The organism is Stenotrophomonas sp. S4, assembly GCF_054187805.2.
Window position 1 is genome coordinate 26,293 of record NZ_CM196188.1, and the last position, 12,804, is coordinate 39,096.

At 60.3% G+C, this 12,804-nt stretch carries 9 protein-coding genes; all 9 read right to left on the reverse strand.

Annotation, left to right across the window (positions count from 1 at the left end; all coding sequences use genetic code 11):
- Positions 1 to 148: 148 nt before the first annotated feature.
- Positions 149 to 1,570 carry a UvrD-helicase domain-containing protein gene (locus ACUZUJ_RS00125; RefSeq protein ID WP_012478642.1) on the reverse strand — a complete coding sequence of 474 codons (1,422 nt, stop codon included), beginning with the start codon at positions 1,568 to 1,570 and terminating at the stop codon, positions 149 to 151.
- Complete coding sequence (locus tag ACUZUJ_RS00130) at positions 1,560 to 3,287, reverse strand: ATP-dependent nuclease (RefSeq protein WP_005414983.1); 1,728 nt, start codon at positions 3,285 to 3,287, stop codon at positions 1,560 to 1,562. The genes ACUZUJ_RS00125 and ACUZUJ_RS00130 overlap by 11 nt, the downstream gene beginning before the upstream one ends.
- Before the next feature lie 686 nt (positions 3,288 to 3,973).
- Positions 3,974 to 5,308: an MFS transporter gene (locus ACUZUJ_RS00135; RefSeq protein ID WP_005414984.1), complete on the reverse strand. Its 1,335-nt coding sequence runs from the start codon at positions 5,306 to 5,308 to the stop codon at positions 3,974 to 3,976.
- A 165-nt stretch (positions 5,309 to 5,473) separates the two neighbouring features.
- The gene (locus ACUZUJ_RS00140) at positions 5,474 to 5,713 is read right to left on the reverse strand and encodes a hypothetical protein (protein WP_458220290.1); all 240 of its coding nucleotides are present in this window, start codon (positions 5,711 to 5,713) and stop codon (positions 5,474 to 5,476) included.
- A gap of 39 nt (positions 5,714 to 5,752) precedes the next feature.
- Positions 5,753 to 6,391, reverse strand: a complete 639-nt coding sequence (locus ACUZUJ_RS00145; RefSeq protein ID WP_046272255.1) for a hypothetical protein — start codon at positions 6,389 to 6,391, stop codon at positions 5,753 to 5,755.
- Positions 6,392 to 6,410: 19 nt separating this feature from the next.
- Complete coding sequence (locus tag ACUZUJ_RS00150; RefSeq protein WP_012478644.1) at positions 6,411 to 7,142, reverse strand: HupE/UreJ family protein; 732 nt, start codon at positions 7,140 to 7,142, stop codon at positions 6,411 to 6,413.
- The gene (locus ACUZUJ_RS00155) at positions 7,139 to 10,276 is read right to left on the reverse strand and encodes an efflux RND transporter permease subunit (RefSeq protein WP_012478645.1); all 3,138 of its coding nucleotides are present in this window, start codon (positions 10,274 to 10,276) and stop codon (positions 7,139 to 7,141) included. Before ACUZUJ_RS00155 ends, ACUZUJ_RS00150 begins: the two co-directional genes overlap by 4 nt.
- 9 nt (positions 10,277 to 10,285) lie before the next feature.
- The gene (locus tag ACUZUJ_RS00160) at positions 10,286 to 11,521 is read right to left on the reverse strand and encodes an efflux RND transporter periplasmic adaptor subunit (RefSeq protein ID WP_005411786.1); all 1,236 of its coding nucleotides are present in this window, start codon (positions 11,519 to 11,521) and stop codon (positions 10,286 to 10,288) included.
- Positions 11,518 to 12,768 (reverse strand): TolC family protein, encoded by a 1,251-nt coding sequence (locus ACUZUJ_RS00165; protein ID WP_012478646.1) that lies wholly within the window; start codon positions 12,766 to 12,768, stop codon positions 11,518 to 11,520. Before ACUZUJ_RS00165 ends, ACUZUJ_RS00160 begins: the two co-directional genes overlap by 4 nt.
- Between the last annotated feature and the right edge of the window lie 36 nt (positions 12,769 to 12,804).

The following is a 12,804-nucleotide window of genomic DNA, read 5'->3' on the forward strand; positions in this document are numbered from 1 at the left end:
CCTGATGCAGTCGCTGCCCGGCGAGACCCACGTTCTTCAGACCCAGATGTTCAGCAACGACTTTGGGACAAGGTCCATTGTGACCATTGCAATGATGAAGCGCCGCAAAGCTTCGTGCCTGATAGGGCGCAGAATGGTTAGGTTGAGGCTATGGGGTCGGGGTCAGCGTTGGGGTACTGGAGCAGATCACCAGCCCTTTCGCACCACGCGTGAGGGCTACATAGAGGTTCTGCACGCTCATGCTCTCCGGATAGAGGACCACGGCAATGTCTGCCTCGAGACCTTTCAGAAGGAGAGTGCTGCCGACTGCTCTGCGCGCAATGGGGCGGCTGAGGTGACGATTTCGCTCGCGGGCATGAAGTGCGGCTCCTAATAGATCTTGCTCTCCGTTGATAACGCTTCGCATGGCTGATCGACAGCAGTGCAGAATCTCGGGCCGATAGACCCGAGTGCCTGTCTGTTCGGCCAAAGCGTCCACCAGCCGCAAGGCGCGCGTCATGGTCCGCTCGGACTCAAAGGCGACTGCCTCAGCTTCTACAGGAGTTGGAGGTGTCCTGGCTCTCCCTCTACGAATGGTACCGACACGCGTCACTAGATTCGCCGTGCCGACGCCCGTCATCATGAGAGCGGAGAAGGTGGCCAAGTCTTGCAGCGCACTAGGAGCCTGAAGATTGAATTGCCTGGCGAAGTTGACGAGGTCTCGCATGTCCACGGCTTCTACCGCCATTGCCCCAGGCGTTTGGCTGGTGAGTTGGTGGCGGCCTTGAACATTCATGGACTCGCCAATTACCAGAACCGTTCCTTGGCTACCAGGCGCATTGGTCCGTGCCGCAGTCAATCTTTGCTGCACTTCACTACCGGCAACCAGCTGGATCCAACGAACGGATGACGGAGCCGTAGTTAGATCAATGGGTAAGCCGGCCGTAAGAGCATGCCTTTGGGATAGCAGCCACTGGCCCAGCTCTTCATTACCTGCAATTTGCCAGCGCCAAGGGGTTCGAAGGCTACCCGCTGCTGGGAAGGACGATTGAACGTCTTGTTCCCAGTGAACCAGCCGATTTCCGCCAAATCCGAAGATGGCCTGCAGAGGGTCACCGAGGACGCACGTGGGCAAAAGCGCAGCGAGGGTGGACACGATGGAGTGCTGAACGGTGCTGCAATCCTGATACTCGTCAACCAAAAGCCGGGCGTAAGTGGCTGCGATGGGTGCAGCGATATGCCCCGAGTCCAAGAGTTGCCGGAATGATTCACGGATCGCGGGGTAGTCGCTACCCGCGTTGTTGAGCTCCAAGAGTTGGGGATGATGGCCACTGCGCGCCGGGAACTTGGCGATGAGACGCATAGCGAATCCATCAATCGTCGACAGCCGATAGGCAGAGCTGGGCACCCCCGCGCGTTTCAAGCGTGTCCTCAACGCGGTGACGCCAGCATTTGTGTGAGTCAGAACAAGGATCGGTCTGTTCCCAGAGTGGGATGCCAGCGCCTCGGCAATCAGCTGGGTTTTGCCGCATCCTGCTGGGGCGGTGATCGATCCGCGTTGGATAGCTAGCAGATCGATTTCAGGCAGCACGGGTAAAGGCCCAGAGTTGGTCTACTACTGCCTTGAAGCTAGCGTCCGCGTTTGCGTAGCCCCGAGAGACGATATCCAGGACGATTGACTGGTAAGTCGTAAGCGACTTGAACCAGCTATTCTTTTTGATACGGGAGACTTCGCCAAGCAGTACGCGAATATCAGGCGGATAGGGTGAATTCGGCCTCAGCGCTTCGATGGACGCCAAAGTTGTTAGACCGTTCGATTTGGCAACCAGCTGTTGGTTCATAAGATCTTCGCCAACACGCTCTTTAGCCTTCAGGAGCAGGGCATCAATCGATGTGTCAGGAAGGCAGAGGAACAGCTCGTCCTCCAACGTCATTCCTGCCCGCCAAGTCACGAGGCTGCCGCCTGATTGAAGATATGCTTCTGCAACACCTGGAGCGGCAGGTTTGTCAGCGTCTATGAAGACGAGGACTCGGTAACCCAGATCCATAAGCGCAGTCGCTCGGGCAAAAGCGTTGTCCGGAGTGCCTCCGCCTGCATTGACGTATGCACCACCTAAAGCCAAGAAAGAGGATTCTTTGCTGGCTACCCCCCATAGATCGAGGCCACGCACAAACCCTACCTCGCTTGCTCCCTCGCACACAATCACAGACTTCGCCAGAAAGGCCTCCGGGTCAGTGCGCAGCGTGCTTTGAATCTCGTCGGTCGAGCCAGCGGAAATGACGACATGGCCAGCCGGTCGTGGCCGAACTACAAGCAGCTGCTCACCTGAAAGCTCACGAAGTGCCACAGGGGAGTGTGTTGTGAGAAACGCTTGGAGAGGCGGCGGCGTCTCCTTGGCTCCCAAGGAATCCAGCAGCCGCATGAGCCGATGGGGCTCTAACCCATATTCCACCTCATCCACCAAGGCAATCGGCGCTGACTCCGCCGCGGCCCGTTGAAGTCCCGTCACCAAGAGTCGAGAAGAACCCGTACCAAGGGACCGAAGGGGGATGCCTGCCTCGCTGTGAAGCGCGATGGCGCCTTCGCCGATGGAGACGGAGTGCGAGTCGAGTAAGGCCTGCGGCATCGATCCGACGTCAACTCCAAGGCTCTGGGCAGTTGTCCGGACGATTCCGAGTGTCTGACTCAGGTGGGGCGATGCTTGAGCGCCAAAGTTGGCGCGCGCCTGACGCGCTGCTAGAGCGAGCTGGGCTCCCAATTCTGCGCGCTCGTCTGTTAGCCGGTTGAGCACCGACCCGCGGCTCCAAGATAAGTTGGAGCTTGTAAAGCTGCCGATGCGTGCCGGAGCTAACACGATGCGTTCTTTCCAAGGCAGGCTTCGTTCCAAGCCTTGTTGAAGCGACCTATCGGAGATCAGCGTCCAGCTGGGCTCAAGGTCCGCCCCGACTTGAAGCAGCAGCGTAAGCACTGTCTCCAACCCCGCGGCGGGTTCGTCTTCTAGGGTGTCAAATACCGAATCGAATCCTCGCAAGAAGTCGCCATAGACATCAATGTCCATCAGCGATGCCGGCAGTTCCCCGAATGTCACGGCAATACGAATGGGCTCTGAGACATCGAGGTCAAAAAAGTCCATGTCGCCGAAGGAAATGCTTCGTCGAGCACCCAAGCACAGGTCGATGGCATCGAGGATGGTGGACTTGCCACTATCGCCAGGACCGATCAAACAGTTGATGCCCGGGGCGGGCGACCAGTCGAGCGCCTTGATGGATCGAAAGTTCCGAATGGCCAAATGGCGAATTCGAGGCATGGGGCGTCCTGTAAGAGGCTTGGTCAACGGTCCGTGTAGGACGCAGACTGACACCAACTCCTACTACGCCCCTGAGGCAATCCTAGCCCTAAAGCGTTCTGCCAGTCATTGGCTCATTGGTGGAACTTGGCGCCACGCCGAGCTGCTTCGCGAACTTCCCTAACCTGTAACGCGGCAACACTGAGAGAGCGGTTCCAGGTCGCTTCTTCCGTGGTCACCTGCCCGCTTGCAGGCGACGGAGGTCCGTTCATCGCCAACAGCGGACTTCCCTGAGCGAAGGAAATTGGTTCGCGAAGCTGAATAGGCTTAAGCTGGTGTCCGCCCGGCGCGCGGCGGTCCTAGGATTCGGCCATGGACATCGGTCGGACAACCTTAACCGTCGGCGTCGCCATAGTCGCGGTTTCTTGCGGCGGGTCCCAGGGGCGCTGGACTGCCTTTGTCTATCCGCCCGGCGCGTCCACTCAGGAAGTCCGTCACGCTGTTTATGGCGATTACGACACCTTCGAGCATTGCCAGGCGGCTGCAATAGCCGCCCTGAGAAATAGCCCTCCACTGCCAGGGGCGCAGGAAGTGGGATCTTACGAATGTGGGCGCGCGTGTCGATATGACGTCGACATGGACTTGTACGTCTGCGACCAAACTCGCAAGTAGGTAGCTCCGTGCTCGCCGCCCGCCTGGCGCCTTGGTCAGCCTGGCCAGCGTGTGTGAAGTTGATCGATGACAAACCGGTGACGGTGCGTGCCATCCACGTCTCGGTGTGCCAAGAGGTGCGGGTCGTCCTCAGCAAGATGTTCGTGCTTATGCGCTATCTCCTCTGGATCGTGCGCCGGCCATCTGCGCCACGCGGCGACCAAACCGAGTGTGGCCAGAATCCCCAAGGCGGCCAAGGCAACATGCAAGCCGTAGCGCGCACCAACCCACCCGGCGAGTGGATAGGCGATCAACCAGCAAACATGCGATAGGGAAAATTGGGCAGCGAAGAGGAATGGTAGATCGGCGGACTCAGCCGAACGCCGCAGCAGCCGCCCGCCGGGGGTAACCAAGCCGGCATACGCCATGCCCAGCAGCGTCCAGGCCGGAATGACCGCCGTCCACCCGGGATGTCCCTTCAGGGCAAACCAGACGCCAAGGAAGGTAACCAGGACAACTGACATGAACAGTCCTGCAGCCAACATTACTGTCCGGTCCGAAATGCGGTCGAGAACCTTCGGAAGAAGAAGTGCGACCAGCATGGACCCGCCTCCGAAGGCCGCCAGCGCCCATGCAACCTGCTCCTCCGCCCCGCCCAGAACGGTGCGGACCATAACCACCGTATTGACGAACACCATCGCGCCGCCGGCTGCGGCGCAGAGGTTCAACGCGAGCAGGCCCTGCAATCGCGGTGTGCGGAGGTAGATTCGCATTCCACGGATGGCTCGGGCATAGGGACCGTCCTTGGAAGAGACCGCAGCGAGGGCCGGGAAGGTGGTGGACGCGACGAGCAGCGCCGAGAGGATGAAACCTACCGAGGTACCAGCGAACAGCCCGTGGAAGCTAATGATCGTCAGCAGTGCGGCAGCAAGCGCCGGGCTCAGCAGGCTTTCAAGGTCATATGCCAATCGGGAAAGTGAGAGCGCACGGGTGTAATCACGCTCTTCTTGAAGAATTTCGGGGATGGTGGATTGAAACAGCGGCGTGAAACATGCCGATGCCGACTGCAGCACAGCGATGAGGACATACACCTGCCAGATCTCGGTGACGAAGGGCAGGCAGACCGCCACAACCGCACGAACCAGATCGAGTGCGATCAGCACCCGCTTGCGCAGCCGTGCAGGGACCAACGCTCCTGAAACGGGCGCCAAGGTCACGTACACGACCATCTTGATCGCCAGCGCGGTGCCCAACACCGCTCCGGCCTGGCTGCCAGCGAGGTCGTAGGCCAGGAGGGCAAGGGCGACAGTCGCCAAGCCGGTTCCGACCAGGGCGACTATCTGGGCACCAAACAGGCGCCGAAACGCCGGGTGACTCAGTACTTCGAGCATGGGATTGTCCTGGTAGCAACGTTCTGACGGCACCAACCCGTGTGCGCCCTTTTGCCCGGATTCAGGGCAGAGGCGGCAGACAGGCGGAGTGTACGCCCACCACTGTTCGGGTCGAGGTGACGACCCCGCCGGAATGGCAGGGTCGTTGGCTAAATCCGAGTGGATTTACTTCTTCTTCGGAGCTGCCTGTGCGTCGCAACGTTCCTTCAGCGCCTTGGTCTGGGCATCCTTGAGGTCCACCTTGTACCTCGAACGGTCGGCAAGCTGTTCGCAAGTCGTCGGCTTGGCCTTGGGAGCAGCCGGGGGAGCCGGATCGGCATGGAGGGCAGGATCATGAGCGGATGCCGTGGTGAAAAGGGACATGCTGAAAAGCAGGCCGGCAATTACTGCGCTATGAGTTTTCATGTTGTTTCTCCTCGGGTTGGGTCGGCGAAGTGCCGGGTGTTACGGCTGATAGATGTCGGCTTGGTAGCCCACAAGTTCGATGCTCACGGTCACCGGCGTGTCGCTTCGGTTCTGCCAGTACCACCCATGAGTTCCTTCAAATGGCGCGACGAAGGTGCCGTGCGCCTCCCGCTGCGCAGCTTCGACGGCGTAGCTGGTCCATGCACCCTTCACGTCGGGCCGCTCACCATGCATATCGACTGCTACATCACCGGTCGCCTTCCAGCTGAACAGCATTCCCGCGCCAGCAGCCATGTGGGATTTGACCTCTTTGCCTTTCCCCGGCTCCAGCGTGATCGTCATCGCGTCCTGGCGAAGCTCACCGTTGGTGAGCGATACCGCGGCTGGATCAAGCGATTGCCCCTTGTTCGCCCCGAACGCAGCCGCAGCCTTTTCCGCCAAGGTGGTCGCTGCGTCCGATGCTGTCGAGGACGTCGGCGTAGCCGGGTCTGCGGCGGTGCTTCCGCCGTCTGCCAGGGCAGTCAGGCCCAGCGCTCGGCCGATCCCGGTGGGATCAATGCCGTACTCCGCCGGCAGAACGGCCGTAACGAGAAGCGCGCCGGCAATGGCGGCAGCGACAAGGGTCGACTTCAGCAGGCGGCCAGTCGTGGGAAGTGGTTGATTGATAGTGATTGACATGATGGGTCTCGGTCAGAAATCAGGAAGCGAAGTAGCCGGTGAGCTGCATGCCGATGAGCACGAAGCCGGCCGTCATCAAGATGGTGTTCACGCCGTAGGCCTGGCGGTTGAAGGAAGGCAGCCGACGCCAGAAGCCCATCACGATCAAGATGCCGGCAAGCGCCAGAAGTTGGCCGAGCTCAACGCCCACGTTGAACGCAAGCATGTTGGGGACCAGCCCGTCCGGCGATAGCGAGAAGTCCTGAAGCTTCGTGGCCAGGCCGAAGCCGTGGAAGAAGCCGAAGACAAGGACTGCAATCTTGGTGTTGGGTTGCACGCCGAACCACCGCTTGAACGCGCCCATGTTGTCCAAGGCCTTGTAGACCACCGAGAGACCGATGATCGCGTCGACCAGATAGGCGTCGACATGAAAGCCGCCGAGCACGCCGAGCAGCAGCGTCGTGCTGTGGCCAATGGCGAACAAGGTGACGTAGATGCTCACGTCCCGCATGCGGTATAGGAAGAAGATCACCCCGAACAGAAATAGAAGGTGGTCGTATCCAGTCACCATGTGCTTGGCGCCAAGGTAGGTAAACGCGATCAGTTGCCTACCGGTGCTTTCTTCAAGGAAGGCCTGGTCTCCCTCGCTTACACCGTGCGCGAACGCCGCAAACGGCAGGAGGACTGCGGCAAGCATCGAAAGCCAAGCAAAGAGCTTGTTGGAAGAAGTCAAAGACAAGTTCCTTGTGCAGAAAGGGGACGGGTGGTTCATGAGGAGCGACTTTCCAGAACAGAATCTTCGCGGTGAACCAATCGATACAGCGCCGGCAGCACGAGAAGTGTCAGCAGCGTTGAAGAGATGATTCCGCCGATAACAACAGTGGCGAGCGGACGCTGAACTTCCGCGCCAGCACCGACGTTCAGGGCCATAGGAAGGAAGCCCAGACTCGCCACCAAGGCCGTCATCAGGACTGGCCGGAGGCGGGTAAGAGCACCTTCGGTGACAGCCTTGTGCAGGGGGACGCCTTCTTCCCGCAGGTTCTTGATGAAGCTGATCATTACCAGGCCATTGAGCACGGCAACGCCCGAAAGAGCGATGAAGCCCACACCTGCGGAGATGGACATGGGAATGTCGCGCAGCCACAGCGCCACCACGCCCCCGGTCAGTGCAAGCGGCACGCCACTGAATACGATCGCAGCGTCCTTCCCTGAGCCGAATGCCATGAACAACAATCCGAAGATCATCACCAGAACCACTGGCACGACGACGGACAGCCGCTTGCTTGCCGAGATCAACTGCTCAAACGTGCCGCCGTACTCGATCCAGTACCCTTCCGGCAGCTGGACCTCCTGTCCGACCTTGGTGCGCAACTCCTCGACAAAGGACCCTAAGTCGCGCCCGCGCACATTGCTTGTGATCACCACCCTGCGTTTACCATTCTCACGGCTGATCTGGTTCGGACCAGGCGCGATCTCGACCTTGGCCAACTGGCCCAGCGGCACGAAGCTGCGCTCTTGGCCTGTGCTCACCCCGGGCGCGACGGCCACAGGTAGTGACGCCAGTGTCCGGACGTCCTGGCGAAGGTTCTCCGACAGACGAACCACGATATCGAAGCGCCGATCGCCTTCGAACACCTGGCCGACCGATTCACCTCCCAGCGCCACCGAGATGGTCTTCTGCACGTCGTCAATGGCTACGCCGTATCGTGCAAGTGCATCCAGGTCCGGCGTGATCGTCATCAATGGCAGACCGGTGATCTGCTCAAGTTTCACGTCGGCCGCTCCCTGGATCTCACTGGCAACGTTCTCTACCTGGCTGCCGATGGTTGCCAGTTGCTCCAGGTCGTCGCCGTACAGCTTGACAGCAACCTCAGCCCGAACGCCCGCAATGAGCTCGTTCATCCGCATCTGCACCGGCTGGGTGAACTCATAGTTGTTGCCAGGAATGGCGCGAACCACTTTCTCGAGCTCGGCAACAAGCTGTGCCTTCGGCTTGCGCGGATCAGGCCATTGGTCCCGATCTTTGAGCATGATGAAGGTGTCGGCTACGGAGGGGGGCATGGGATCGGTGGCCACCTCGGCAGTGCCGATCTTTGCGACGACTTCATCTACCTCGGGGAACTGTTTGATCGCCGCTTCCAGCTGACGTTGCATGCCGATCGCCTGGGTCAAGCTGGTCCCTGGAATTCGAAGCGCATGCAAGGCGATATCGCCCTCATCCAGGTTCGGAATGAACTCGGTGCCGAGGCGACTTGCAAGCAGGCCCGCCAGGACGGTGAGCACCGCAGCAGAGGCCACCACTACCTTGCGTGCATTGACGGCACGCTCAAGCATCGGGCCATACACGTTGGTGACTCGGCGCATGGCTTTGGTTTCCTTCTCCGAAACCTTTCCCGTTACGAACTGAGCCACAGCGGCAGGCACGAATGTCAAGGACAGTGCCATGGCACCGGTAAGCGCGATGACCACGGTAAGCGCCATCGGGTGGAACATCTTCCCTTCCACGCCGGAGAGGGCAAAGATCGGGATGTAGACCGCCGCGATGATGAAAAGGCCGAACAGGCTTGGCTTGATCACCTCTGCACTGGCACTTGCCGCCAAGGAAAATCGTTCTTCCCGAGTCAACAAACGGCCCTGAAGGTGTTGCCGCTCGCCAAAGCGACGCAGGCAGTTCTCTACGATGATGACTGCCCCATCGACGATCAAGCCAAAATCCAGTGCGCCCAGGCTCATCAGATTCGCAGAGACGCGATTCTGGACCATGCCTGTGATCGTCAGCAGCATCGTCAATGGAATGACCGCCGCAGTGATCAGTGCCGCACGAAGATTGCCCAAAAGCAGGAAGAGCACCGCGATGACGAGCAAGGCGCCTTCGAGGAGGTTCTTCTTCACCGTCTCGATGGTCCGATCCACCAGTTCGGTTCTGTCATACACAGGATGCGCCCGAACGCCGTCAGGCAGCGTAGCGTCGATGTCCTTGAGCTTGGCCGCGGTTCGCTGAGCCACGTCCCGGCTGTTTTCGCCGATGAGCATGAACGCCGTACCAAGGACCACTTCGTTGCCATCCTTGGTTGCCGCGCCTGTACGAAGTTCGGTGCCTTCTACAACTTCTGCCAGATCGCCAACACGCAATGGCATGCCATCACGGTTAGCCACTACGATCTTGCGCAAACCCGCCATGTCGGCCACTTGGCCCGGCACGCGTACCAAGTACTGCTCACCGCTTTTCTCGATGTAGCCGGCACCCACGTTAGTGTTGCTGCGGGCCACGGCTTCGAGCACATCCTGCAGCGTCAGTCCGTATGCTTGGAGCTTCTTCGGGTCCGGCGTGATGTGAAACTGGCGAACATAGCCTCCGACGGTGTTGACCTCGGTTACGCCTTTCAAGTGGCGCATCTGCGGTCGGATCACCCAGTCCTGCAGCGTACGAAGCGCCATTGGTGTCCACGTCTCTTCAGCACCGGACTCCGCTTCCACGGTGTACATGAAGATCTCACCCAGGCCCGTCGCTACCGGTCCAAGGCTTGGCTTTAGTCCCACGGGCAATTGGGATCCCGCTTGCTGAAGTCTCTCTGCGACCTGCTGACGGGCGAAGTAGATATCTGTGCCATCTTCAAACACGACCGTGACCTGAGACAGGCCGTAGCGTGAGATGGAACGGGTGTATTCCAGCTTTGCCAACCCGGCCAACGCTGTTTCGACCGGGAAGGTGACCCGTTGCTCGGCCTCCAGCGGTGAGTAGCCCGGAGCTTCGGTGTTGATCTGCACCTGGACATTGGTAATGTCAGGAACGGCGTCGATGGGAAGCTTGCTGTAGTTCCAGATCCCAAGGCCTGAGAGGGCCAGGACCAGAAGGAGCACAAGCCATCTGTGCGCGATAGACGCGCGAATGATTCGCTCTAGCATGGTGCGTCCTTAGTGGTCGTGGCTTGCGCCGGACTTTTCGATGTCGGCACGAATCAGGTAGCTCTGCTCGGAAACGTACCGGGTTCCCGGCTTAAGCCCTTTCAGTACCTCCACGCGATCGCCATCGCGCCTACCCAGTTCAAGCATCCGCACCTCATAGCTGTTGCCCACTTGGGCGAATACCACGGTGAAGTCCCGAAAACGCTGCAGGCCCGATTCCTTTACTGTTAATGGAACCTCCGTTTCCGCGATGACGACTTCGGCGGATACGGCCATTCCTGGTCGCCACCTGCCCTCGCTGTTGGTAAGGGCCACACGTGCCACCACGGTCTGGCCAGCGCTGGCCAACGGAAGGATGCCCTGCAGCTTTCCCGTTGCTTCCAAACCGCCTGTTGCCGAGCGAATGGTCACCATCTGGCCTGGCGACAGTCGCTCGGCATCGCTTCCCAGCGCACGCAGGTCCACCCAGACCTCCGAAAGGTCGGCAATTTCAAACAGCGTGTTGTCGGCAGCGACATCGCCTACCGACGTGCTGCGCGCGAGTACGACTCCACTGAAAGGTGCCGTGACGGAGTAGGTCCGCATGCTGTCATTGCCCTCGACTGTGGCCAACGTCTGACCAGCCGAGACGCGTTGTCCCATCTCGACCGCCACACTGCGGACCACGCCAGGGAAGCGTGCCTTGACCGCAGCAAATCGGCCGGTGTCGACCGCGACGTTGCCCATGAGGGAAACGGTGTCCCGGATGGTCCCCGGTTCGGCGGACTCGACCACGACACCTGCGTCGGCAGCGGCTTTCGGATCTATCGTGGTGCGCCCTTCATAGGAGGCGTAAGACCAGGCGTAGTTCTTTCCACCCACCACCGCATCGGCTTTGACATCAAAGGAATGCGGCTCGACCACCTCCCCGCTGCCGACCAGGTAGTCCTTCTCTGGAATAAAGCTGAAGTTGTTGACTTCGCCGTCCAGACGCTTGAGTTGTATCGTCGCTTTGACTTCTCCAGGTGCCAGCGGTTTGTCGTTGCGATAGGCATACAGCCGGAAATGAGGCGGGGTATTGGTTTCGTAAACAGTTACTTCAAGGGCGAAGTCGCCGTCGCGAAGCATGCGACCGCGATGCGGCCCTCGCTCATAGTCGCCTGCGGTCGCAGCAGTGTCCTCTGGCTTTGCTCGTTGCGACGATTCGTTGCCACCGCACGCAGCCAGGGCAATTGGAAGCAGGATCAGGAATACGTATCGGTTCATGGGCGAATGTCCAAGGCAGAAGCGGTGAGGCGGTCGGCCTCGACCAGGAGACGGAGATAGCGCGCGGCGGCTTCGACTTCCCGTTCGCGAAGATCGAAGAGCCTTTGCTGAGCCTGGCTGAGTACCAGGAAGGAGAAGCGTCCTTCCTCAAAGCCCCTGCGGCTCTGATCAAAGGCCTGCTGGGCCTTTGGCAACTGACGCTGGCGCACTGACTCCACTTCCGATTGCGCTTGCTTGAGCTGTTGGTAGATGCCAAACAGCTCCTGACGCATTTCCAGCATCTGCGCCTGGCGCCGGTATTTGAGAGAGGTGAGTTCGTAGTCCGCTTCAGCCACGGAGAAGTCCGATCGCCGACGGCTCCCCAACGGGACGGAGACGGACATCACCAGGCCGCTGTCCTTGGTGGCTTCCAGTCGGCGGATGCCGAGGCCAACGCTGACATCCGGCTTGGCGCTAGCGCGGGCGATCTCCCTCCTTGCATCTATAACTCCGGCTTGAGCGTCCAAGGCGCGCTGTTGTGGTGTCGTGGCGAGGCGCCGGCTCAGATCATCAAAATCATCCAGAGGGGGAAGGACCGCGGTATCCCCTGCAACCGAGCCGAAATCCGGACTTGGCGCCCCCCACGTGGCAGCCAGCGACATTCGCGCGCTTTCCAGAGCCTGCAATGCCTGCTCCCGCTTCAGCTCGGCATCGAGCAGGGCGATCTCGGCGGATCTCAGGTCCGAGTCGGGATTGCGGGCGGCCGCGACCCAACGGGCCACTTCACGGCGCATGGCGCTGGCCATTTTGATGCGCTCTTCGGCGTGCTCGACATGCTCCTGGGCGGCCAGCACGTCGACGAAACGCCCTGCGGCCAAAGTTGCGATAGCGATACGGGTGACGTCCGCTTCGCTTCGGGCAGCGTCCACCTCGGCGCCGCCGAGCGCTTGGCGCGCAGCCCGCTTCCCACCCAGTTCTAGAACCTTGGAGATGCGGAAGGTGGATTCGGCGGCGTCTAGGCCGCTCAGGCCGCCTGAGCCAGCCACGTTTTCAAGCTCGCCGCCCAGCACGAGCGGCGTAGGCAATGCCTCCCGGCCCGCCCGGCTTCTGACAGCTTCCAGTCGAGCGGTGTCTGCCTGGACGCTGGGATGGGTGCCGAGGGCGCGGGCGACCACATCCTCCAAGCGCAGCACTTCAGCGGCATGGCCAGGCACGGCCACACCGTAGGCGCCGGCTATGGCGAGCGCCCACAAACTACGTAATTTCACGGAAAATCTCCGACGATGGTCATGACGACGCGCTGC